Consider the following 21,831-nt stretch of genomic DNA (forward strand, 5'->3'; position numbering starts at 1 on the left):
GGTTGTCAGAAAGCTGAAGGCCCAAGACGTGGCCCTGAGTACCCCGGAGGGCGCCCGATGACCCTTGGCTCTATTCTGGGCCGCTTGCTCATCTACCTGGTTTTGAGTCTGGGGGCCGTTGCGATGGCCTTTCCCTTTTACTGGATGCTGGCCACCAGCCTGAAAAGCCCCCAGGAAGCCCAGCAGGCCCAGCCTGTCTGGATTCCCGAGCGGCTCAAGCCCGTCAACTGGATGGCCGCGGCCCGGCTGGGCGCCCAGGGCGGAAGCCCCCTGTGGGGCGGCTACGAGGATGGCCGCACCATCACCCTGCGAATCCATACGGGCGAGATGGGGCCGGAGCCCCAGGTCTTTATTCCTACGGCCGTGGGCGCTTTCAGCGACCCCGGGCCGAGGGCACCCAGATTCGCACCCGTTACCAGGAGGATCACTGGGAGATCACTTTCACCAACGCCTCGGGCGAGTCTTTCCGGCTGCTCCCAGTGGTGGTGCTGCTCTCCAAAAGCTACCCAAGCCACCAGCCCGAGCTGCCACCCGATGCGGTGCGCTCGAGCGGCGATGACTGGCGGCTGGAGTGGGTCAACCTGGCCCCCGGCGTGCTGGGGTATGTGTTCCACAACTACCGCGAGGCCTGGCTGGCCGCCCCCTTTGGGCGGTATTTCTTCAACAGCTTCTTTACCGCGGGAACCCAGGTGCTGGTGGGCCTGCTGCTGGCTGCCATGGCCGCCTTTGCCCTGGCCCGCATCGAGTTCCCCGGTAAGAACCTGGTCTGGCTCGTGATCCTGGCGACTCTGATGATTCCCGGCGAGGTGCTGCTGATTCCCAGCTACATCCTGCTCTCGAGGCTCGAGTGGATCAACACCTACTACGCCCTGGTGGTGCCCTGGCTGGCCTCGGTGTTCGGGATTTTCCTGCTGCGGCAGTTTTACCTCTCGCTGCCCAGGGATCTGTTCGATGCAGCCCGGATTGACGGGGCCAGCTACTGGACGCAGCTCGTGCGCATTGCCCTGCCGCTCTCGATACCAGGGCTGGTCACCTATGGCATCTTTACTTTTTTAGGCGCCTACAACGCCCTGCTGTGGCCCTTGATCGTGACCGACCGGCCCGAGATGTACACCATCCAGCGGGGCCTGCAGGTGTTCATCGGAGAGGCCGGCAGCGACTACGGGGCTCTGATGGCCGCCTCAACGCTGGCTATTTTGCCCATTGTGCTGGGATATTTTTTGGCTCAGCGGCAGTTTATCCAGGGGGTGGCCCGCAGCGGAATCAAGTAGGCCTACCATAAGGTAATGTAGTAGGTGACCTGACCCTTAGCTGACGTTGTTGTGGGTATAAACAAACGAGAAGGAGACGTGAGATGAGATATCTAACCATCGCTTTTTTTGCTTTCCTGAGCCTGTCCCTAGCGCAGCAGCGGCCCGAGGAGATCATCAAGAGCCAGTGTGAGAAGGCCGGCGTGGTGGCCGAGCTGTGGCACGGCTTTACCGGTGGTGCCCCCAAGACCGCCCTGGAAAACCTGGTGGTGGAGTTCAACCGAACCCAGAACGGCCAGGTGTGCGTGCGCCCCATTGCACAGGGCAACTACCGCGATCTCTCCACCAAGATCAAAGCTGCCTTCGCCAGCGGCAAGGTGCCGGTGATGGCCCAGGCCTTCGAGAACAACATGGCGCTGTACCTCGAGTCCGACGCCCTGACGCCCATGTCCGCGCTGGGTATAGACCTGAAGGGGGTCAACCCCCTTTTTGTCAACGCAGTGACCTTTAACAAGCAGATCTACGGGGTTCCCTTCAACAAGAGCATCCAAATTCTGTACTACAACCGCGACCTGCTCAAGAAATACAACGCCAAGGTACCCACCACCATCAGCGCGTTCATAGCCACCGCCAAGCAAATTTCCCAGGGGGAAAAAGCCCCGGTCTACTTCTTCCAGCCCGACACCTCGACCTTCTCGTACTGGTTCTTCACCCTGGGCGGAAGCTACCTGCAAAACGGCAAGCTGGTGCTTAACTCGCCTAAGGCTGTCGAGGCGCTCGAGCTCTTGGTGCAGGGGGTCAAGGAGGGCTGGGCCCGGCCCATTACCAGCGGCTTCATCAACGCCAACTTCGGTGTGGGGCCCTACGCCTTCTCCACCGACACTTCGGCGGGTTACAGCTTCTATCTGCAGGCTGCTAAGTTCGACCTGGGTGTGGCCCCGCTGCCGGGCCGCACCGACAAGCAGCCCGGTTTTGGACTGGTGCAGGGCACCAACCTGGTGGTCTTTAAGCGGGCCGACGAAAAAGAGAAAAAGGTCGCCGCCGACTTCCTAAAGTTCGTGATCTCGCCCAGGGTGCAGGCGGTTTTCGGGGTCGCCACCAACTACGTGCCGGTCAACCTGGGCTCGGGTGCCGATCCCGTGGTAACCCGCTACATCAAGCAGAACCCGGGCTTTGGCGTGGCCATCACCCAGGCCCGCTACGCCAAGTTCGAGCCGGCCCTTTCCGACTGGGAGCAGATCCGCTTCGACATCCTGGGGCAGGCCATCAAAGAGGCCGTGCTGGGCCAGGCCACCCCCAAAGCTGCATTGGACAAGGCCCAGAAAGCCGCTGAGGACTTGCTGGCCGGTCGCACCCGCTAAACCTTCCGCGGCTGGGCTCAACCAGGGGTTTTATGCTGCGCCTCACAGCAGTGAGGCGCGCTTTTTATACGCATTTCGGTAGCATCGTTCACTTTAACAAGCCTAAACGATACGACCGAAATGCTTTTCTGCTCCCGGTGAAGGATTCAAACGGAAACGGTATTATTGCATTTCGCAAGCAGTGTCCATCCAGCCTCACAGCCATATACCTCTATACCTCTGTGAAACCAGATCGCGCTAAAAACTAAGCTTAGCCAAAACACCCGGTGCTACAACCTCGAGGATCGCGTTTAGTCTGGTTGAGGTATAACCAGGCTGAAGCTGCGAAAAGACCACCAGCGCGGTGTGAGCGTAATGCTGGGCCATGCACGCAATGGTTCGCTCTACATCGCGGCCTACAGCAGCATCCAGCATCGCTCGGTGTTCAGCTTGGCGCAGATAGCCTCGCTCAGGACGTGCGCGGAAAAAAGCAACCCGGTAGCGTTCAGCGTGATCGAAGAGCTGCCCGATCTCCTCGAGCCAGCGGGGCCCTGCGGCGCGAACCAGACCCAGGTGGAAGGCCCGGTGCGGCACATCCATGCGCTCAAAGTCCTGGGTGCGCATGTAATGCTCCATCTGGGCGTAGAGGCCCTCGAGTTCGGCCAGGTCTTCTGGGGTCAGGGTAGGTACGGTCATGCGGATGGCGGCAGCCTCGAGGGCAATGCGCATGGTATAGATCTGCTCGGCATCCGATATTGATAGCTCGGCAATCCGCACCCGCCGGTTGGGTTCCTGTACCACCAAGCCCTCCCGCTGCAGCAGCCGCAGCGCCTCGCGCAAGGGGGTGCGGCCCACCCCAAGGTCGCGGGCCAGCTCGAGCTGGCTGGTGACCTGACCCGGAGCCAGACTTCCTCGCAGAATCGAGTGCCGCAGCAGGTCATGGATCAGTAGCACGTTTTGTCCATCGCGGCTGGCTTCTTCCTTCATCATATCGCCTCAAACTGTGGACAATATACCTCTATTGACATTAAAAGACAAAAGTGTATATAGTTTGCTCATCTGTAGACATAAGTGCGGCTGGGCTCGAGGCTCAGGAGTCGAGTTGGGTCGCCCGCAAGGAGGAGGTATGAGGAGAATCGGCTTGTTTGGCGCTTTTGTTCTGGGGGTTGTGGTGCTGGGATCGGCCCTGGCCCAGAGTCCCATCAAGGTGGGGTTCATCGGGGGGATGAGTGGGGGGTTCATCCAGCCCGAGCCGGCCAAAATACTCAAGGCCTACTTCGATAGGCTGAATGCCCAAGGGGGCATTGGGGGGCGGAAAATTGAGTTCTACGCCGAGGACGATAGAACCAACCCGGCTGCCGCCAGCCAGGCCGCCCGTCGGCTGGTAGACGACATCGGCGTGGTGGCCCTTGTGGGCAGCGCCAGCGCTCTGGAGTGCAGCGTCAATGCCGCTTATTACGTACAAAAGGGCGTGGTCTCGATCCAGGGAACCGGGGTGGATCCGGTCTGCTTTAACAGCCCCAACATCTCACCGGTGAACACCGGGCCGTTTACCGCCAGCACCCTGGTCTTACAGTACGCGGCGCTCAACCTGAAGAAGGAGAAAATCTGCGCCTTTTTCGCCCAGCTACCCGGCCTCGAGCCCGCCTACCGTCAAGCCGTGGCCGACTTTGAGCAGATCACCGGGAAAAAAATACTGATACAAGACTACAGCTACAAGCCCGGCGACGACCCTACACCGTTGGTTTTGCGGGCCCGTCAGGCTGGTTGTGAAGCCACGTTGTTTGCTGGCAGCGATGCTTTTGCCATCTCCTGGATGAACGCGGTCAAGACCCAGGGGCTTCTGAAGGCCAGCCAGTGGCTGTTCCTCCCTTCAACCTACACCGAAGCCTTTGCCAAGGCCATGGGCTCGAGCGCCAATGGGGTGCTGGTATCCTCTGAACTAGAACCCTACTTAGGCAACAACCCCATCCTCAACGACTGGCGCGAACTTTCTCGCCAGAACAACATCCCCCTCACCGCCTTCAGCCTGGCCAGCTACCTGGCTGCTCAGATCTTTGTGGATACCGTCAAAACCATCAGGGGTGAGATCACCCGTGAAAGCGTGACCGCAGCGTTCAAAAGCATGCGTCCCTATCGCACCCCGCTGATGGGCAATGCCTATACCTTTGGCAACGCCCAGGCCCACCGCTCCAACCAGAGCATCAAAGTGCTCGAGCTGCGGGACGGGCAGTACTTCCTGGCCTATCCGGGCTGGATCCGGCTGCAAGCACCCCAGCGCTAACCCGCCCAGGAGCCCGCGATGATCCAAGCCGCGATCGCCGGTCTGGTCTCTGGTGGTGTATACGCGCTGCTAGGGGTCTGCGTGGTGCTGCTATACCGCATGGTGGGGGTGCTCAACCTGGCCCAGGCGGCCATTGGGGTGTTCGGAATGTTTGTGGTGCTGGTCTGCTACGAAAACCACTGGCCGCTGGGGCTTGCGGTGGCCAGCGGGCTGCTAACCTCAACAGCCCTGGGGGGTTTGTTGGGCGGGGTGATGGCCCACTGGTTCTCCGAGGCCTCTTTACAGGTGCGTTCGTCGGTGACCATTGCTTTTCTGATCGGCATCCTTACGGTGGGCCTGTGGATTTTTGGTAGCGATCCCAGGCCGGTGCCAAATCTGGTGGGCACCGGCAGCCTGTGGGTGGGCGGTCTGGTGATTCCTCACCTGGCGCTGGTCATCCTTGGCACAGCACTGCTGCTGGCTGGGGGCATCTCACTTCTCTTGCAGCGCACCTTGCTGGGGGTCTGGCTGCGGGCCCTGGCCGAGCGGCCCACCGCTGCTGAGCTGCTGGGGGTTCCAGCCCAGGCCCTTACCGTGGGAGTCTGGGCAGTGGCCGGGGCGATCTCCTGCCTGGCAATTCTGCTCATCGCCCCCAGCCGTTCACCGGAGTTTCCAGTGTTATCGCTGCTGGTGCTTCCGGGAATGGCCGCGGCTTTGCTGGGACTTTTCAAAAGCTTCCCCCTTACCATTCTGGGCGGCTTGGGTATCGGGCTCATCGAGGGACTGGCCTCGAGCCTCCCCGCCGTGGCCCCTTACCGACAGGCCCTGTGGTTCCTGGTAATGCTGGCCGCGTTGCTGTGGATACAGCGCAAGGAGGTCTGGGATGCTGCGCGCTAGCCCCTGGTTCCTTCTGGCGTTGGTTGCGCTGGCCCTTCTGCCCCTGCTGCTGCCCAACTACTGGCTTTTTTTGCTAACCAGCATGCTGATCTCAAGCATGGTCACCCTGAGTGTGGGGCTGGTAAGCGGTATGGCCGGGATGATCTCGCTGGGGCAGCTTTCTTTTGCCGGGGTGGGGGGGTGGATGGTGGCCTACTTTAACGCCAACAATCTACCCATTCCCTTTGTCCTACAGGTTTTGATTGGTGCGCTGGTAGCCGTGCCGCTGGGCATCGTCATCGGCTTACCGGCTCTGCGGGTGCGGGGGGTGCATCTGGCAGTGGTCACTTTTGGCTTTGCAGCGGTGGCCGATCTGTTCTTTACCATCCTGAACTTTCCCGGTGGGGTGATGGGAAAGCCGGTGCTGCGGCCCGATTTTTTGTCCCACGACCGCAGTTATTACTGGTTTTGCCTGTTCCTTTTTGTACTTCTGGTGCTGGGGGTAAACGCCCTGTACCGCAGCCGCCTCGGCAGCGCCTGGCTGGCGGTCAAGCACAGTGAGCGCGCCGCAGCAGCTATGGGTCTGAACGTGGCCGCTACCAAGCTGTGGGCCTTCGCCATGAGCGCTTTTATAGCCGGTCTGAGCGGAGGGCTTCTGGCCGGGCAGGTGGGCTTGCTGAGCGCCACCAACTTTTCACCCACCGCTTCACTGATTCTGTTCGCCAGCGCGATTATGGTGGGGGCGCGCTACCCCGCCGGGGCCGTGCTGGCCGGGGTGATGGCCTGGCTGGTGCCCGAGGTGCTGGGCCGCTTGCATCTTTCGCAGAACCTGGGCAACCTCATTTTTGCCCTGGGCACGATTGCTGCTCTAAAAGCCGGAGGGGGCATTTTCGAGGTGGCAGCCCGGCAAAAAAAGCCCGCTGCGACACCACCGCTTCCACCGCCAGCGGCCCCGGCACCCGCCGCCCACACCCCCAGCGACCAGGTGGTGCTCGAGGTTCAAAACCTTTGCGTAGCCTACGGGCAGGTGCTGGCCCTCAACAAGGTGAGCTTCAGCCTTAAGGAAGGCCAGGTGCTGGGGCTAATAGGGCCCAATGGTGCAGGCAAATCGAGTCTGGTAGATGCCCTTAGCGGCTTCACGCCCTACCAGGGACGCGTGCAGCTCGAGGGGCGAAGCCTGGAAGGGTGGAGCGCCGCACAGCGGGCCCGCGCCGGGCTGCGCCGTAGCTTCCAGCAGGATCGCACCATCCCCGAGCTGAGTGTGCAGGCCTACCTGGAGCTCTCTGCCGGGCGTGCCCTGCCGAAGGAAGAGCTGGCCTGGGCCCTGGAATTTGCCGGGTTGACCGAGTTGGGCCTGGAGTTGCACAGCCTAAACATGGGTACCCGGCGCAGGCTCGAGGTGGCCGGCATCCTGCTGTCTCGACCCAAGGTGGTACTGCTGGACGAACCAGCCGCGGGGCTCTCGAGCGAAGAAAGCCTACAACTGGCCCGGCAAATTGCCGGTATACCAGCCCGCTACGGCTGTTCGGTGATTCTCATCGAACACGACATGGAAGTGGTACGGGCCGCTTGCAGCGAGGTGGTGGTGCTGGACTTCGGTTGCTTGATCGAAGCAGGCCCCACCACCAGGGTGCTATCGAGCCCGCGGGTGGCCGCGGCCTATCTGGGCGAGGAGGTGCTGGCATGAGCTTGCGGGTTGAGGGGCTCTGTGTAGCCCGTGGGGAAGCAGTGGTGGTGCGCGGGGTGAGTTTTAGCGTGCCACTGGGTGAGGTAACCGTGCTACTGGGCCCCAACGGAGCCGGCAAGACCAGCCTGCTCGAGGCCCTTTCTGGCATTCTTCCCATCCAAGCAGGCCGCTTAGAGCTCTGCGGTCGGGAGATGAGCCGGGCCTCCAGGGTGGTTCGCGCACGAGCCGGGCTATCCCATGTGCAGCAAGGTCGGGTGGTCTTCCCTACCTTGAGCGTGGAGGAGAACCTGCGGGTGGGCGCGCGGGATGGCCTCGAGGAGGCCTTTCGCCTCTTCCCTGAGCTAGAAAAACGCCGCCATACCCCCGCCGGTCAGCTTTCTGGAGGTGAGCAGCAGATGGTGGTGCTGGCCCGGGCCATTCTGAGCAGGCCGCAGGTGCTCTTGGTAGACGAGATGTCGCTGGGACTGGCACCGCTGGTGGTCAAGCGACTGCTGCCGGTGCTCAAGGGTCTGGCCGAAGGGGGGGTGGGGGTCTTGCTGGTGGAACAGTTTGCCAGGCTGGCCCTCTCCCTGGGCCACCAGGCCCTGGTGATGAACCAGGGGCGGCTGGTGTACAGCGGCCCGGCCTCGGCTTTGCTACGCCAGCCAGAGCTGCTGCAATGGGCCTATCTAGGAAGGAGTGCTTGATGACCCGCGACCGCTACGACGAGTACATCCGCCGTTTCAACGCGCAAGACCCAACGGTTTTCGAGGAATTTCTAACCCCCAACGTCTACGTGCTCAACGGCACCCTCGAGCTCCGCGGCATCGAGAGCATGCAGAAACACTACGCCCGCATCTGGCGCACCTTTCGCGAGACGCTGCACATCAGGCGCTTTGTGGCCAACTCGACTGGGCTGGCTGTGCAGATGTGGGCCCAGTTCATGGCCCTCCAGGAAGATCCTGTTTCACCCTTCGGCGCGGTGCGCGCAGGTGAGCGCTTCGATTTCCACGGCCTGATTTTGTACACCCTGGAACAGGGCCGCTTCCGCGAGATCTGGGTAGCCTACAACCGCTTCGTGCGCACCGACCTGGAGGGCCAGCAGACCGAGCTGGGCATACCCCATTAAAGGAGGACTGAGATTGAACGAGGTTCTGCACAAAAGTCGTTCTCAACGTCTGGCCGGTAAAGTGGCCCTGGTCAGCGGGATTGGCAGCGGCATTGGTCAGGCCTGCGCCTTGATGTTTGCCCGGCATGGGGCCTGGGTGGTGGGTTGCGATCTGGATGCCTCCGCAACCCAGGCCACCCTCGAGGCAGCCCGCTCCGAAGGCCTCGAGCTGGCCAGCCTCCACCCCTGCGACCTAACCCGCCCGGCCGAGGTACAGCGTTGGGTCGCGTATGCCCTGGGTCTGCACCAGCGCCTCGATGTGCTGGTAAACGCCGCCGCTGCCGCTGTTTTCAAACCCATCGAGGCGCTGAGCTTTGCCGAGTGGAAGCGCACCCTGGAGGCCGAGCTGGACACAGTCTTCCTGGTCTGCCAGGCAGCCTGGCCCTACCTCAAGCAAAACGGCGGCTCTATCATCAATTTTGCTTCAGCCAACGCTTACGGCGTGCTCGAGCGGAGTCCGGCCCTGGCCCACTGCGCAGGCAAAGGGGGGGTGCTGGCCATGACCCGGCAGCTAGCCCTCGAGGGAGCACCCTATGGCATCCGGGCCAATACCATCTCGCCGGGCCTGGTGGTAACGGGGGCTACCGCTCCGGTCATCGCTGACCCAGAGATCCGTGCACTGTGGCTCAAGAAGCACATGCTGGGCCGCTTCGGCCAGCCAGAGGACGTGGCCTGGATGGCGGTGTTTTTGGCGTCGGACGAGTCCAACTGGATCACCGCCTCCGATTTTGCGGTGGATGGAGGAACTCGAGCTTTATGAAATTCAAAGGTGAGATCTTCTGGCAAGGGGATGCAGGCTACGAAGAAGCCCGTGTGGGGCGCATCTTCAACGGACGCAGACCCGCGCGCTACCCAAAAGCAGTCCTCTTTGCCGAGGACGAGCAGGATGTGGTGGCCGCGGTGCGGCTGGCCAAGGAACAAGGGCTTAAGGTGGCGGTGCGCTCCGGAGGACATAGCTGGGCGGCCTGGGGCCTGCGTGATCAGGCAATCTTGCTTGATTTATCGCGGATGCAGACGATGGCCTACGACGAGGCCACAGGCATTGTGCAGGTGAGTCCAGCGGTTAAGGGGGGCCAGACCCTAGCCCCTTACCTCGAAGCCCGGGGCCGCATGTTCCACGGGGGGCACTGTCCAACGGTAGGCCTGGGCGGCTTTCTCTTACAGGGCGGGATGGGCTGGAACTGCCGGGGCTGGGGCTGGGCCGCTGAAGCCATTGTAGCGATGGATGTGGTGACCGCCCAGGGTGAGCTGGTGCGGGCCGATGCCCAGCACAACCCCGACCTCTTCTGGGCCGCTCGCGGGGCAGGGCCGGGGTTTTTTGGGGTGGTGACCCGGTTTTACCTGCAAACCCGGCCTCTGCCCAAAGCCCTCACCCAGAGCACCCAGATCTACCCGCTGGACTGCTGGCAAGAGGTGCTCACCTGGCTTCAGGAAACCCACGCAGCGGTGGACACCCGGGTGGAGCTGGTAGCGCTCAGCCTGGTACCCCCGGGCATGGATCGCCATGCCCTGGTGGTGCACGGCCTGGCCATGGTGGACACCCCGGAGGAAGGGCGCGAAGCCCTGGCCCTGCTCGAAACCTGTCCGGTGCTGGAGCGGGCCCTGGTGCACCAGGTGGCCCAGCCCACCAGCTTTGCCCAGGAGCGCCAGGAGCAGCTACGACAAAACCCCGAGGGCTGCCGTTATGCGGTGGACAACGCCTGGCTGCAAGGAAGCCCAGCGGAGGTGGTGCCCCGCTTGCACGAGGCTTTCACCCAACCACCGACCGCCAAAACCTTCACCCTCTGGTTTAGCATGGCCCCCTTGCGACCCCTGCCCGATATGGCCCTTTCGCTCCAAAGCGAGATTTATCTGGCCATCTACACCATCTGGGAGGATGAGGCCGATGATGCGCGCTGCCGTAGCTGGCTGGCTCGGCAGATGGCCACCCTCGAGCCCGTCACGTTGGGGCAGTACCTGGGCGACTCCGACTTCACCACCCGCTCGCTCAAGTTTATGAGCGATGCGAACTGGGCCCGGTTACAGGCCATCCGAGCCCAGCGCGACCCCGAAGGGCTGTTCGTCTCCTACCTAACAAGCAACCCCCTCACCCTCAACCAAAACCCCTGGGAGGTGCACCGTGTTTGAGCTGCGCCCGCACCATGTGGGCCTGAGCGTGCCCGACCTCGAGGCCAGCCGCCGCTGGTACAGCGAGATGCTGGGCTTCGAGCCAGAAAAAGAGCTGTTCATTGAACAGATTCCAGCCCGGGTGGCCTTTTTGCGGCGGGGGGCTTTCCGCCTCGAGCTTTTCGAGGTCGTGGGGGCCCAGGCCCTGCCTGAGGAGCGGCGGCAGCCCCATACCGATTTGCGCACCCACGGTACCAAGCACCTGGCCTTTGCCGTGCCCGATGTGGATCAGGCCGTGGAGGCCCTGCGCGCACGGGGGGTGCGGGTGCTGCTGCACCAGCGCATCGGAGGCGAACCCATGGCCTTTATCTGCGACAACGCAGGCATCCTGCTCGAGCTCGTACAGGCTGCATCTTTTGGCGAATAGGAGGTTGTATGGCAAAAATCATCAAATCGGGTTTATCCCAGCAAGCACGCTTCCAGGCCGATCTGGAGATACAGCGCACCGTCGAGCAGATACTGCGCGAGGTGGAAGCCCAGGGCGATGCTGCGGTGCGGGCCTACTCCGAGCAGTTCGACCATTGGTCACCCCCTTCCTTCCAGCTCTCTGCTGAGGAAATTGAAAGGGCCATGGCCAGTCTGCCCCCGCAAGTGCTGGAGGATATCGCCTTCGCCCAGGAGCAGATTCGCAACTTTGCCCGCCACCAGCGCCAGACCTTGCAAGACCTCGAGGTCGAGACCCTGCCGGGGGTGGTGCTGGGGCACAAGCATATACCGGTAGATAGCGTGGGCTGCTATGTGCCCGGCGGGCGCTACGCCATGGTGGCCTCGGCCCATATGAGCATCGTGACCGCCCGAGAGGCTGGGGTGCGGCGCATCGTGGCCTGCACACCTCCTCTCAAAGGTCAGCTCCCCGCGGCCACCGTCGCGGCCATGGCCATGGCCGGGGCCGACGAGATCTACTTGCTGGGCGGGGTGCAGGCCGTGGCCGCCATGGCCCTGGGCACACAGAGCATGGCCCCGGTGGACATGCTCTGTGGCCCCGGCAACGCTTATATCGCCGAGGCCAAACGCCAGCTTTTTGGTCGGGTAGGCATTGACCTCCTGGCCGGCCCCACCGAGGTACTGGTCATAGCCGACGACAGCGCCGATGCCGAGATGGTGGCCACCGACCTGCTGGGCCAGGCCGAGCACGGCCCCACCTCCCCGGCGGTGCTCATCACCACCAGCAAGGCCTTGGCCCAGGAAACCCTCCAGGAGATCGAGCGGCAGCTACAAACCCTCCCCACCGCCGACGTGGCCGGGGCAGCCTGGCGCGACTACGGCGAAATTATCTTGGTCGAAAACGAGGAAGAGGCGGTGCTTGAGGCCGACCGCATCGCCAGCGAGCACGTGGAGGTACTGACGCGCAACCCCGAATACTTTTTGCAGCGCTTGCGCAACTACGGGGCTTTGTTCTTAGGGCCGCAAACCAACGTGGCCTATGGCGATAAGGTAATTGGCACCAACCATACCTTACCCACCCGCAAAGCCGCGCGCTACAGCGGTGGCCTCTGGGTGGGTAAGTTCCTCAAAACCGTAACCTATCAGAAAGTAAGCCCCGAAGCCAGCGCCCTTATTGGCACCTATGGCTCCCGCCTGTGCGCGCTGGAGGGCTTCTGGGGGCACAAGGCCCAGTGCGACCTGCGGGTACGCCGCTACGGAAAGGAGGTGGCCATCCACTAATGCAGGGGCAGGTGGTGGTGATCACCGGGGGCACTGGCGGCATTGGCAGCGCCATCTGCCACCGCCTGGCCCAAGCCGGGGCCCAGGTGGTGGTGCTCTATCGCAGCGACCCCCAAAAAGCAGCCCGCCTGCTCGAAAGCCTGCCCGGCGGAGGCCACCTCAGCCTGCAGGCCGATGTGACCCAGAGCCCGACCCTTGAGCAGGCGGCTCGGCGCGTGGCCGAGCAGTACGGCCGCCTCGACCTGCTGGTCAACAACGCCGGTATCACCCGGCCTGTCCCCCACGACGACCTCGAGGCCCTGGATGACGAGCTGATCGACCAAATTTTTCGCACCAACTGGCGGGGGGCCTTTGCCACAGTACGGGCCTTCCGAGGCCTGCTCGAACAAAGCCCCGCGCCGCTGATCGTCAACATCTCCTCGGTAGCGGCCCAGACCGGCCTGGGCAGCAACATCGCCTACTGTGCCAGCAAGGCCGCCCTCGACTCCCTGACCCGCTCGCTGGCCCGTGCCCTGGCCCCCCGCATCCGGGTGGTCTCGGTCTCACCGGGCTGGGTGCTGGGGGAGTACGCCAGCCGGATGGATCCGGCCTTGCTCGAGGCCCAGCGTACCCGCACCCCCCTGGGCCGCCTGGCCACTGCCGAGGACGTAGCGCAAGCGGTGTACGCCGCTGCAGTCCACCTGCCCCACACCACCGGGGCTGTTCTACCGGTGGACGGGGGCCGGCCCTTAGGATAGCGCACCTGCGCGGAAAGGAAGCACCATGCCCAAGTGTTTGTTAGCCCAACTCATCCACGTGGAACTCATCACCCCTAGGCTCGAGGAGTCCCTGCGCTTTTTCACCGGTATCGGTGGGTTGTACCTGGTGCATCGAGAAGAGCAGCGCGCGTACCTGCGCTGCTGGGGGGACTACTACACCTACAGCGTCATTCTGAGCGAGGGCCCCCATGCCGCCCTGGGCCATGCGGCCTGGCGTACCTGGAGCGCCGAAGACCTCGAGCAGGCTGTACAAAACATCGAACGAAGCGGTATCCAGGGCGAGTGGATCCCGCACAGCTTCGGCCATGGGCCGGCCTACCGCTTCCGCTCGCCCGGCGGGCACCTCATCGAGCTGGTCTGGGAGGTTGAGCGCTACAAAGCCCCGCCCCATCTGGCCTCCACCTTTCCCGAACGGCCCCAGCGCTTTGCCGGAGGGGGTTTGGAGCCGCGCCAACTTGACCATGTGACCGTAGCCACCGCCGACGTGATGCGCGATGCCCAGTGGTTCCGTGAGGTGCTGGGCTTCCGCTTTATGTGCTACAACGGCCTGGAGGAAAACCCCGATTTCGTAGTCTTCGCCATGGTCACCACCAACGAGAAAAACCACGACCTGGCCTTTGCTAAAGATATGTCCCCCATCCCGGGCCGGCTCCACCACCTGGCCTTCTGGGTAGACACCCGCGAGGCACACCAGCGGGCCGCCGACCTGCTTCTAGAGGCCGGGATTCCCCTCGAGTACGGCCCAGGCATTCACGGCATGGGCGAGCAGACCTACCTCTACTTCCGCGAACCCGGCAGCGGCCTGCGCCTCGAGGTCAATACCGGCGGGGTGCGCAACTACGTGCCCGACTGGGAACCGGTGCGCTGGCGGCCTTCCCAGGGCTCCAACACCTTCTTCCGCAACACCGCCATGCCCGACTCGATGCTGGAGTCCTTCCCCCTCATCGGGCCGGAGCTGGCCGCGGCCGCCGACATCGACCTGGTGCCCGACACCCAGCAGCACAACCCCTGGGGCAAGCGGGGGCAGGGTTAGGAGGCACGGGTGGCACGCTTCATTGACCTATCGGCCCCGATCCAAAACAGCCACCCCGAGGTTCCGGAGTTTCAGCGTATCCGTATCGAGTTCTCCGATCATACCCAGGGGTTAGAGGAGGTGAAGCGGCTTTTTGGAATTGGCCCCGAGCTGCTGCGTAACGGCGAAGCCTGGGCGGTGGAAACCATCGCCCAGCTCGGCACCCACAGCTCCACCCACCTCGACGCCCCCTACCACTACAACTCCCAGATTGGCGGGCGGCCTGCCCAGCGGATCGACGAGCTTCCCCTGGAGTGGTGCTTTGCGCCAGGGGTGGTGCTGGAGTTCCGCCACAAGGCCGACGGCGACGCAGTGCGGCTTGAAGAGGTTCAGTCCGAACTGGCGCGCATCGGCCACTCTCTGAGACCGCTGGACATTGTACTTATCCGCACCGGACGGGATGCCTTCTACGGCCAGCCCGACTACTGGAAACGGGGGCCGGGGGTGACGGTGGAGGCCACCCGCTGGCTCTTTGAGCAGGGGGTGCGGGTGATGGGAATTGACGCCTGGGGCTGGGATCGCCCGCTGTACCTGCAGGCCCAGGAAGCCCTGGAGCAGCAGCGTCCCGGCATTTTCTGGGCCGCCCATCAGGCCGATCTGCCCTACGCGCAGATCGAACGACTGTGCAACCTGGGAGCCCTGCCTCAGACCGGCTTCAAGCTTTGTTGCTTTCCCTTGCGCATCGTGGGAGCCAGCGCCGCCCCAGCCCGGGTAGTAGCCATCTTGGAGTGAACATGCCTCGACTGGATCTCCATGGACACCTCGAGCCGCCTGCCTACAGCACCCAGGTGGCTCAGGCTCTTGGCCCGGCCCCTGTGCCCCCCTGGACAGTGGAGGCGCAGCTCGAGATGATGGCGCAGTACCAAATTGCAGCCACAGTGGTTTCGCTGCCCCCGCCGGGGGTATTTCTGGGTGATCAGGCCCAGGCCAACGAGCTGGCCCACCAGGTCAACGAGTTCTACGCTGCTTTGGTACGGGAGCACCCAAAGCGGTATGCCGCGCTGGCTGCCCTACCACTGCCCGATGTGGAGGCTGCCCTTGCCGAGCTGGCCCATGCCCTGGATGTGCTCCGGCTGGACGGGGTGGCGCTTTTCACCCAGACCGCTGGCCTTTACCTGGGCGATCCCCGGTGGGAACCCCTAATGGCTGAACTCGATCGGCGGGGGGCTTACGTTTTTGTGCACCCCACCCTTCCCCCTTATACCAACCCGTTAGCGCAAACCCCGGTCTGGGTACTGGAGTTTCCCTTCGAAACCACCCGGGCCATCACCCACCTGCTCTACTCGGGTGTCTTCCATCGCTACCCCCGGATCCGCTTCCAGTTTGCCCATCTGGGGGGGGCTGTTCCCTTTTTAGCCCACCGGCTGGCCTCCCTGGTCGAGCGGGCCCCAGGGCTCAAGCTCACGGGGCAGGTGCCCGAGGGGCCGCTGGCCTATCTGCGCCGGCTATACTACGACACCGGCCTTTCTAACCACGCCCCGGCCCTGGCCGCCACCCTCGAGGTAGCCGACTGCAGACAGGTGGTTTTTGGCACGGACTGGCCCTACGCCCTGCTACCCCCCGGCCACGACCCGGCCCCTGGTCTGACCTATCTGGGCGACCGGCGCCACCAGGTGGAGTTTGAGAACGCTCGAGCCCTTGTCCCACGTTTGTTTGCAAAGGAGATCGCATGAAAATTGCCCGACTTCGCTACCCCAGTCCAGATGGCCCCGAGGTTCGCATTGTGGTCGAGGCCCTGGGCCATCCGGGCCGTTGGGTGGACGTGCGCACCACAGCCCGCCGGGCCTTCGAGCGACGGGGGGCCACCGCCGGTGCTGCCCTGCAACTGGCCTGCACCCTGGTTCCCGGCAGCCTGAGCCGGGCCCTCGAGAACGGCGAGGCCTTCCTGGAGGCCCTGGCCCAGGCTGCCGCCGATACCAGCGGGGAAACCCTGGCAGCGGAAGGAGGCCAGTTCGTCGCTCCCATTGACCCCAGTCTCTACCGTGACTTTCTTTCCTTTGAGGTGCACTTCACCAACGCCGCCCGCCTGAATAACCACGGGGTGAGTCCGGTGCTCTACGAGATCCCCATCGGTTATATGGGCAACGCGCTGTCATTCATCGGCCCCGATGAGGAGGTGCCCTGGCCCTTTTATGCCCAGGAGCGCATGGACTACGAGCTCGAGCTGGGTATCGTCATTGCCCGTGGAGGACGGGACATCCAGCCCGAACGGGCCCGGGAGCACATCCTAGGCCTGACCATCCTCAACGACTTCAGCGCCCGCGACATCCAGCTCCGCGAGATGCAGGGTCGGCTGGGCCCCTCCAAAGGCAAGCACTTCTGCAATGCGGTGGGGCCGGTGATCGTAACCCTGGACGAACTGCCCGCCGGAGGATTACAGATGAGCGCACGGGTCAACGGCGAGGTCTGGTCGAGCGGCAACAGCGGCAGCATGTTGTGGTCGCTGGAAGAGTTGGTGGCCTGGGCCTCGGCCGGTGAGCCCTTACCGGCGGGCGCCCTGTTGGGCTCGGGCACGGTGGGTTTCGGCTGCGGGATGGAGTTGCAAAAGTACCCTCAGCCCGGTGACTTGATCGAACTCGAGGTCGAAGGCATCGGGGTGCTGCGCAACCGTCTGGGTCAGCGACCTGCCCAGGGCTGGCTACCCAGCCCCAAGACCCCCACCATTCAGGTTTGAAGGAGGCAGTGCATGAAGCCTTTTCATCTGGGAACCTTTAGCGCCGGGGGCGGCCCTGCCTTTGCAGGGGTGGTGATCGAAGGGCAGGTGATCGCTGCTGCGGCCCTGGCCCCGCTGTGCGCCCGGCTGGGGTATGAGCTGCGTCAGCCCGAGCAGGTGCTGGGCTTGCTGGAAGACTGGCCGCGCAACTTTGCCGCCTTGGCCGCAGCAGTAGAGGCCATCCGCAACGGACAGGCAACCGGCCTGCCCTTCATCGCAGAGTCGCAGCTCCAGGTGTTACCCCCGGTGCTACCCCGGCAGATCTTCTGCTCCGGTGCCAACTACAAAAAGCATGTGGTGGACTTGATTGTGGCCCAGGGAGGGCCCCACCTCGAGGGCAAAACCCCAGAGGAACGGCGGGTTTGGGGCGTACAGCGCATGGACGAGCGGGCCCAGCGAGGCAAACCCTTCGTCTTCACCAAGCTGCCCTCCAGCATCATTGGCCCCTTCGACCCCATCACGCTGCCCCCAGAGATCCAGCAGGCCGACTGGGAGCTGGAACTAGGGGTCATTATGGGCCGACCAGCCCGCCGCGTACCGCGCGCCGCTGCTCTCGAGTACGTGGCCGGCTATGTGGTGGTCAACGACATTACCGCCCGCGAACTGGTCTACCGGCCCGATATCCCCGAGATGGGCATGGACTGGCTCATCTCAAAAAGCGCCCCAGGGTTTTTGCCGGTGGGCCCCTACCTGACCCCAGCCGCTTTCGTCCCCGATCCACAAAGCCTCACCGTCACCCTCAAGCTCAACGGCCAGGTGATGCAGCATGAGTCCACTGCCGACATGATCTTTGGGGTGGCCCATCTGATCGAGTACATCTCGGCGTATGTGCAGCTCTGGCCCGGCGATCTGATCTGCACCGGCTCGCCCGCAGGCAATGGGATGCACTACAACCGCTTCTTGCGGGAAGGGGATGTGCTCGAGGGCAGCATCGACGGGCTGGGCACCCAGCGCAATCGTTGTCAGTTAGAGACCCTGAGCCCTGCGGCCTTCGGAAGGGGGGTCAGGGTCTAGGTTGGGGGGAACCATGCCAAGCGTAGAAAAGATACTGATTGTAGGGGGCGGCATCGCAGGCTTATGCACCGCCGTGGGTCTCAAGAATAGCGGCATCAAGGCCGAGATCGTCGAGCTCAACCCCAAGTGGGATGTCTACGGGGTGGGCATCATTCAGTTAGCCAACGCGCTGCGGGCCCTGGCTGCTCTGGGCTTAGCCAAAGAAGCCATCGCGGAGGGGTTCCCCATGTCCTCGCTGGTAATGTGGCGGCCGGATGGCGAGCCAATCGCCACCCTTCCCCAGCCGCAGATTGCGGGGCCGGATTTTCCTCCTCAGAACGGCATTGCTCGGCCAAAGCTGCACAGTATTCTACAGAAAGCGGCGCAGGCTGCTGGGGCCAGGGTGCGCCTGGGGCTTACGGTAGCGCACCTCGAGCCCACCCCTCATTCGGTCAAGGTTAGCTTCACCGACGGCAGCCACGGCGAGTACGACCTGGTGGTAGGGGCCGACGGCCTGCGCTCCAGGGTACGCCGATTGGCTTTCCCCGGCGCACCCGAGCCCCAGTACGAGGGTCAGGTGGTCTGGCGCTACAACCTGCCCCGCCCAGCGGAGGTGGACAATATCTGGATGTGGATGGGAGATCCCAAGGTGGGCATCGTGCCGCTGGGCCCCAACCTGATGTACATGTTCATCACCGACGCCGCACCCGGCTCTCCTCCGCGCTTCCCGGAAGCAGCCCTGGCCCAGGAGATGCAAAAGCGCCTGGACGGCTACCGCCATATCCCTTTGCTGGCCCAGCTACGCGCACAAATTACCGACCCCAGCAAGGTGGTTCTGCGTCCCTTCGAAACGATTTTGGTTCCCGCTCCCTGGAACCAGGGCCGGGTGGTGCTGATAGGTGATGCCGCCCACGCCATGACTGCCCACATCGCCCAGGGAGCCGCTATGGCCATCGAGGATGCAGTGGTGCTCACCGAAGAGCTGCGCCGCCAGACCAGCCTGGAAGCAGCCCTGCAGGCGTACAACCACCGGCGTTTTGACCGGGTACGCCAGATGGTCGAGATGTCACGTCAACTTTGCATCTGGGAACGCACCCACGACCCTAAAGCCGACCCCGTGGGGGTGACCATGGCCTCCGTGCAGCTAGCTGCCCAACCAATATGAGCAGGAATCCCCTTCATGGCTTTCGGGTCGAACGCACCCAGATCGGTTTTATCGGCCACGACCTGCAGCGCCCTGAGTGCATCCTGGCCGAACCCGACGGCACCCTGTGGGTGGCCGATGCCCGGGGGGGCGTGGTGCGGATTGCCCCCGACGGAAGCCAGCAGATCATCACCCCGCTGACCCAGGAAAAGGCCCTGGATGCCTCCTTTGAAGCGCGCTATGTGGAGGCCAAAGGTTCGTTGCCCAACGGGCTTTGCTTTGCCGAGAACGGCGACTTTATCATCGCCAACTGGGGCACCAACGCCCTGGAGCGCATGACCCGCGCAGGCCACCTGCGTACCCTTTATACCGAAATCGAGGGCCGGCCGCTGGGCAAGGTCAACTTCCCTTTACGCGACTCTAAGGGGCGTATCTGGTTTAGCGTGACAACCCGTGAGGAGCCCTGGACCAAGCAGGTCAACAGCAAGGTTAGCGATGGCTACATTGGGTTGATAGACCAGAAAGGCATCCGCATTGTGGCTGAGGGTTTTTGTGGCACCAACGAGATTCGCTTCGATGCGCGTGAAGAGTGGCTTTATGTGGTGGAGAGCACTGCCCGCCGCATCACCCGCCTGCGCCATCGCAACGGCGAGCTGTACGAGCGCGAGATTTACGGGCCCAGCGAACTCGAGGGTCACCCCGACGGCTTCGCCTTCGATGCGTTTGGCAACCTCTGGATCACGCTGATTTTCCTGGACAAGCTGATCGCCATCACCCCCGAGGGTGAGGTGCTCGAGCTGCTCGACGACAGCAACCCTGTTGCCAACACCGTCTACGAGCAACACTTCCGGGCCGGAACCCTCACCCCAGAGATCATGGCCGCCAACCACGGCACCCTCTGCCCCTGGATGGCCAGCCTGACCTTCGGGGGGCCGGATCTGCGCACGGTCTATCTGGGCAGCCTACGCGGCAACCGTATTCCCTACTTTCGCAGCCCGGTGCCGGGCCAGCCCATGATCCACTGGAGGCGTTGATGCACCCCCTGTTCGACCTGAGCGGCACGGTGGCGCTGGTGACCGGCGGCAGCCGGGGCATCGGGCTGGCCAGCGCCCGACTGTTGGCCGAGCTGGGAGCTCAGGTAGTGCTCTCGAGCGAAGACCCCAAAGCCTGCGCCGCTGCCGAGGCCGAGTTGCGCGCGCGCGGGATGGCAGCCTGGGGTCTTCCTTGTGACGTGGGGGAAAAACCACAGATTGAGCGGCTGGTGGAGCAGACCCTGGAACGCTTCGGACGGATTGATGCCCTGGTGGCCGCCGCAGGGGTGGCTCCGCATTTCGGCCCCGTGCTGAGCGCTTCCGAGGCCGACTGGGCAACTACCATGCGGATTAACTTGCAAAGCAACCTCTGGTTAGCTGGTCTGGTGATCCCCCAGATGCTGGGCCGCGGGGGTAGCCTGGTGTTTATCACCAGCTTATCGGGTTTGCGAGGCAACCAGGAGATAGGTTTGTATGCTATTTCTAAAGCCGGATTGGCCCAACTGGTGCGTGATCTGGCTGTGCAGTATGGCCCCCAGGGGGTGCGGGCCAACGCGGTGGCACCGGGGCTAATTCGCACTGCGTTTGCCCGACGCTTATTAGAAAACCCGACCTTCATGGAGCGCCGGATCGCCCATACCCCTCTACGCCGGGTGGGCGAGCCCGAGGATGTTGCCGGGGCCGTGGCTTTTCTGGTGAGCCGAGCCGGAGCCTTCGTAACCGGCCAGACCCTGGTGGTGGATGGGGGCACCCTGATCTCCGATGGGAGCGGAGCATGAGAGTTCTAGTTACCGGAGCCAACGGCTTTGTGGGGCGCTGGCTGGTACGCCTGCTGCTGACCAACAATTCCCTCGAGCCCACCCAGCTCCTCCTGCTTGACCGAAAGTTCAACATCGCCCATACAGATCCTCGGATCCAGACCCTAGAGGGCGACTTCTTCCAGCCACAGGTGCTCGAGGCAGCCTTAGCCAAGCCAGTGGGGGTGGTGTTTCACCTAGCCAGCATCCCTGGCGGCCTGGCCGAGCAGGCCCTCGAGCTGGGCCTGGAGGTTAACCTGAAGGGCACCCTGGCCCTCTTCGAAGCCCTGCGTAAGCAGCCCAGAGCACCGGTGGTGGTCTTTGCCAGCAGCATCGCCGTGTACGGCTCGCCCCTACCGGAGCGGGTGGATGCCCAGACCCCTCCCAACCCCAGCAGCAGCTACGGTACCCAGAAGCTCCTCGGAGAGTATCTCCTGCTGGACTATTCGCGGCGGGGCGAGCTCGATGGCCGGGCCCTGCGCCTGCCGGGCATCGTGGCCCGCCCAGCCGAGCCTTCGGGGCTGGTCTCAGCCTTTATGAGCGAGGTCATGCACCGCCTCAAAGCAGGCCAGCCCTGCACCGCACCGGTTTCCCCCCAGGCCACCATGTGGTGGATGTCGGCTCACTGCTGCGCAATAAACCTGATTCACGCAGCCACTTTGCCCAGCCAAGCGGTCTATCCGCGGGTCACCCTGCTACCTGCATTGCGGGCCAGCCTGCAAGAGGTGGTGGATGGGCTGGCAGCGTGCTATGGCTCCAACCGGCGCCACCTGATCCGCTATCAGCCCGATGAGGCCATTGAGAGCCGGTTTGGCCGCTTTCCCAGCCTTGATGCCAGCGTGGCCGAAGCAATGGGATTCCGCCACGATGGCGATGTAAACTCGCTCATCTTCAACGCCCTGGAAAGGGCATAAAGACCTCTACTACAC

The 21,831-nt window shown here is 63.4% G+C and carries 21 protein-coding genes and 1 pseudogene; 21 read left to right on the forward strand and 1 reads right to left on the reverse strand.

The window, feature by feature from the left end; genetic code table 11:
• Nucleotides 1-123 precede the first annotated feature (123 nt).
• A pseudogene (locus MRUB_RS12745) lies at nt 124-1,271 on the forward strand (carbohydrate ABC transporter permease).
• 83 nt (nt 1,272-1,354) lie between these two features.
• Nucleotides 1,355-2,611, forward strand: coding sequence for an ABC transporter substrate-binding protein (locus tag MRUB_RS12750; protein WP_013014783.1), 1,257 nt, complete (start codon nt 1,355-1,357; stop codon nt 2,609-2,611).
• Between the two features lie 237 nt (nt 2,612-2,848).
• On the opposite strand, the gene MRUB_RS12755 is transcribed toward MRUB_RS12750, so the two are convergent.
• The gene (locus MRUB_RS12755; protein WP_015586723.1) at nt 2,849-3,580 is read right to left on the reverse strand and encodes a GntR family transcriptional regulator; all 732 of its coding nucleotides are present in this window, start codon (nt 3,578-3,580) and stop codon (nt 2,849-2,851) included.
• Nucleotides 3,581-3,716: 136 nt separating this feature from the next.
• Here MRUB_RS12755 and MRUB_RS12760 point away from each other — a divergent pair, with 136 nt between their 5' ends.
• From MRUB_RS12760 to MRUB_RS12850, 19 genes are read left to right on the forward strand one after another with little or no spacing between them, the layout of a single operon-like run.
• Nucleotides 3,717-4,874, forward strand: coding sequence for an ABC transporter substrate-binding protein (locus MRUB_RS12760; protein WP_013014785.1), 1,158 nt, complete (start codon nt 3,717-3,719; stop codon nt 4,872-4,874).
• A gap of 18 nt (nt 4,875-4,892) precedes the next feature.
• Entirely contained in the window at nt 4,893-5,750 is an 858-nt protein-coding gene (locus tag MRUB_RS12765; protein WP_013014786.1) for a branched-chain amino acid ABC transporter permease, read from the forward strand.
• Nucleotides 5,737-7,416, forward strand: a complete 1,680-nt coding sequence (locus MRUB_RS12770) for a branched-chain amino acid ABC transporter ATP-binding protein/permease (RefSeq protein WP_013014787.1) — start codon at nt 5,737-5,739, stop codon at nt 7,414-7,416. The genes MRUB_RS12765 and MRUB_RS12770 overlap by 14 nt, the downstream gene beginning before the upstream one ends.
• Nucleotides 7,413-8,102 carry an ABC transporter ATP-binding protein gene (locus MRUB_RS12775; protein ID WP_013014788.1) on the forward strand — a complete coding sequence of 230 codons (690 nt, stop codon included), beginning with the start codon at nt 7,413-7,415 and terminating at the stop codon, nt 8,100-8,102. Before MRUB_RS12770 ends, MRUB_RS12775 begins: the two co-directional genes overlap by 4 nt.
• Complete coding sequence (locus MRUB_RS12780) at nt 8,102-8,524, forward strand: nuclear transport factor 2 family protein (RefSeq protein ID WP_013014789.1); 423 nt, start codon at nt 8,102-8,104, stop codon at nt 8,522-8,524. Before MRUB_RS12775 ends, MRUB_RS12780 begins: the two co-directional genes overlap by 1 nt.
• 13 nt (nt 8,525-8,537) lie before the next feature.
• Nucleotides 8,538-9,323, forward strand: a complete 786-nt coding sequence (locus tag MRUB_RS12785; RefSeq protein WP_013014790.1) for an SDR family NAD(P)-dependent oxidoreductase — start codon at nt 8,538-8,540, stop codon at nt 9,321-9,323.
• Nucleotides 9,320-10,690, forward strand: a complete 1,371-nt coding sequence (locus MRUB_RS12790; RefSeq protein WP_013014791.1) for an FAD-binding oxidoreductase — start codon at nt 9,320-9,322, stop codon at nt 10,688-10,690. The genes MRUB_RS12785 and MRUB_RS12790 overlap by 4 nt, the downstream gene beginning before the upstream one ends.
• Nucleotides 10,683-11,096 (forward strand): VOC family protein, encoded by a 414-nt coding sequence (locus MRUB_RS12795; protein ID WP_013014792.1) that lies wholly within the window; start codon nt 10,683-10,685, stop codon nt 11,094-11,096. Before MRUB_RS12790 ends, MRUB_RS12795 begins: the two co-directional genes overlap by 8 nt.
• An 8-nt stretch (nt 11,097-11,104) precedes the next feature.
• Nucleotides 11,105-12,394, forward strand: coding sequence for a histidinol dehydrogenase (hisD, locus tag MRUB_RS12800; protein ID WP_013014793.1), 1,290 nt, complete (start codon nt 11,105-11,107; stop codon nt 12,392-12,394).
• Nucleotides 12,394-13,131, forward strand: a complete 738-nt coding sequence (locus MRUB_RS12805; RefSeq protein ID WP_013014794.1) for an SDR family NAD(P)-dependent oxidoreductase — start codon at nt 12,394-12,396, stop codon at nt 13,129-13,131. The genes hisD and MRUB_RS12805 overlap by 1 nt, the downstream gene beginning before the upstream one ends.
• Nucleotides 13,132-13,156: 25 nt before the next feature.
• Nucleotides 13,157-14,185, forward strand: a complete 1,029-nt coding sequence (locus MRUB_RS12810) for a VOC family protein (RefSeq protein ID WP_013014795.1) — start codon at nt 13,157-13,159, stop codon at nt 14,183-14,185.
• Between the two features lie 9 nt (nt 14,186-14,194).
• The gene (locus MRUB_RS12815; protein WP_013014796.1) at nt 14,195-14,956 is read left to right on the forward strand and encodes a cyclase family protein; all 762 of its coding nucleotides are present in this window, start codon (nt 14,195-14,197) and stop codon (nt 14,954-14,956) included.
• Between the two features lie 2 nt (nt 14,957-14,958).
• Nucleotides 14,959-15,897, forward strand: a complete 939-nt coding sequence (locus MRUB_RS12820; RefSeq protein ID WP_013014797.1) for an amidohydrolase family protein — start codon at nt 14,959-14,961, stop codon at nt 15,895-15,897.
• The gene (locus MRUB_RS12825; protein WP_013014798.1) at nt 15,894-16,898 is read left to right on the forward strand and encodes a fumarylacetoacetate hydrolase family protein; all 1,005 of its coding nucleotides are present in this window, start codon (nt 15,894-15,896) and stop codon (nt 16,896-16,898) included. The genes MRUB_RS12820 and MRUB_RS12825 overlap by 4 nt, the downstream gene beginning before the upstream one ends.
• 12 nt (nt 16,899-16,910) lie before the next feature.
• On the forward strand, nt 16,911-17,951 hold the full coding sequence (locus MRUB_RS12830) for a fumarylacetoacetate hydrolase family protein (RefSeq protein ID WP_013014799.1): 1,041 nt from the start codon (nt 16,911-16,913) through the stop codon (nt 17,949-17,951).
• A 13-nt stretch (nt 17,952-17,964) separates the two neighbouring features.
• A complete protein-coding gene (locus MRUB_RS12835) occupies nt 17,965-19,095 on the forward strand; it encodes an FAD-dependent oxidoreductase (protein ID WP_013014800.1) in 1,131 nt (376 codons plus the stop codon).
• Nucleotides 19,092-20,108 (forward strand): SMP-30/gluconolactonase/LRE family protein, encoded by a 1,017-nt coding sequence (locus MRUB_RS12840; RefSeq protein ID WP_013014801.1) that lies wholly within the window; start codon nt 19,092-19,094, stop codon nt 20,106-20,108. The genes MRUB_RS12835 and MRUB_RS12840 overlap by 4 nt, the downstream gene beginning before the upstream one ends.
• On the forward strand, nt 20,108-20,884 hold the full coding sequence (locus tag MRUB_RS12845) for an SDR family NAD(P)-dependent oxidoreductase (protein ID WP_013014802.1): 777 nt from the start codon (nt 20,108-20,110) through the stop codon (nt 20,882-20,884). The genes MRUB_RS12840 and MRUB_RS12845 overlap by 1 nt, the downstream gene beginning before the upstream one ends.
• Nucleotides 20,881-21,816 (forward strand): NAD-dependent epimerase/dehydratase family protein, encoded by a 936-nt coding sequence (locus MRUB_RS12850; RefSeq protein ID WP_013014803.1) that lies wholly within the window; start codon nt 20,881-20,883, stop codon nt 21,814-21,816. The genes MRUB_RS12845 and MRUB_RS12850 overlap by 4 nt, the downstream gene beginning before the upstream one ends.
• Nucleotides 21,817-21,831: the final 15 nt, after the last annotated feature.

Origin of the sequence: Meiothermus ruber DSM 1279 (assembly GCF_000024425.1) — a bacterium.
GTDB lineage: Bacteria > Deinococcota > Deinococci > Deinococcales > Thermaceae > Meiothermus > Meiothermus ruber.

What these genes read in the sequence shown, in the direction of transcription:
- MRUB_RS12850 (WP_013014803.1), top strand. Translation starts at nt 20,881, where the DNA reads ATGAGAGTTCTAGTTACCGGAGCCAACGGCTTTGTGGGGCGCTGGCTG.
- MRUB_RS12805 (WP_013014794.1), top strand. Translation starts at nt 12,394, where the DNA reads ATGCAGGGGCAGGTGGTGGTGATCACCGGGGGCACTGGCGGCATTGGC.
- MRUB_RS12780 (WP_013014789.1), top strand. Translation starts at nt 8,102, where the DNA reads ATGACCCGCGACCGCTACGACGAGTACATCCGCCGTTTCAACGCGCAA.
- MRUB_RS12750 (WP_013014783.1), top strand. Translation starts at nt 1,355, where the DNA reads ATGAGATATCTAACCATCGCTTTTTTTGCTTTCCTGAGCCTGTCCCTA.
- MRUB_RS12840 (WP_013014801.1), top strand. Translation starts at nt 19,092, where the DNA reads ATGAGCAGGAATCCCCTTCATGGCTTTCGGGTCGAACGCACCCAGATC.
- hisD (WP_013014793.1), top strand. Translation starts at nt 11,105, where the DNA reads ATGGCAAAAATCATCAAATCGGGTTTATCCCAGCAAGCACGCTTCCAG.
- MRUB_RS12825 (WP_013014798.1), top strand. Translation starts at nt 15,894, where the DNA reads ATGAAAATTGCCCGACTTCGCTACCCCAGTCCAGATGGCCCCGAGGTT.
- MRUB_RS12820 (WP_013014797.1), top strand. Translation starts at nt 14,959, where the DNA reads ATGCCTCGACTGGATCTCCATGGACACCTCGAGCCGCCTGCCTACAGC.
- MRUB_RS12770 (WP_013014787.1), top strand. Translation starts at nt 5,737, where the DNA reads ATGCTGCGCGCTAGCCCCTGGTTCCTTCTGGCGTTGGTTGCGCTGGCC.
- MRUB_RS12845 (WP_013014802.1), top strand. Translation starts at nt 20,108, where the DNA reads ATGCACCCCCTGTTCGACCTGAGCGGCACGGTGGCGCTGGTGACCGGC.
- MRUB_RS12835 (WP_013014800.1), top strand. Translation starts at nt 17,965, where the DNA reads ATGCCAAGCGTAGAAAAGATACTGATTGTAGGGGGCGGCATCGCAGGC.
- MRUB_RS12775 (WP_013014788.1), top strand. Translation starts at nt 7,413, where the DNA reads ATGAGCTTGCGGGTTGAGGGGCTCTGTGTAGCCCGTGGGGAAGCAGTG.
- MRUB_RS12755 (WP_015586723.1), bottom strand. Translation starts at nt 3,580, where the DNA reads ATGATGAAGGAAGAAGCCAGCCGCGATGGACAAAACGTGCTACTGATC.
- MRUB_RS12760 (WP_013014785.1), top strand. Translation starts at nt 3,717, where the DNA reads ATGAGGAGAATCGGCTTGTTTGGCGCTTTTGTTCTGGGGGTTGTGGTG.
- MRUB_RS12810 (WP_013014795.1), top strand. Translation starts at nt 13,157, where the DNA reads ATGCCCAAGTGTTTGTTAGCCCAACTCATCCACGTGGAACTCATCACC.
- MRUB_RS12830 (WP_013014799.1), top strand. Translation starts at nt 16,911, where the DNA reads ATGAAGCCTTTTCATCTGGGAACCTTTAGCGCCGGGGGCGGCCCTGCC.
- MRUB_RS12765 (WP_013014786.1), top strand. Translation starts at nt 4,893, where the DNA reads ATGATCCAAGCCGCGATCGCCGGTCTGGTCTCTGGTGGTGTATACGCG.
- MRUB_RS12790 (WP_013014791.1), top strand. Translation starts at nt 9,320, where the DNA reads ATGAAATTCAAAGGTGAGATCTTCTGGCAAGGGGATGCAGGCTACGAA.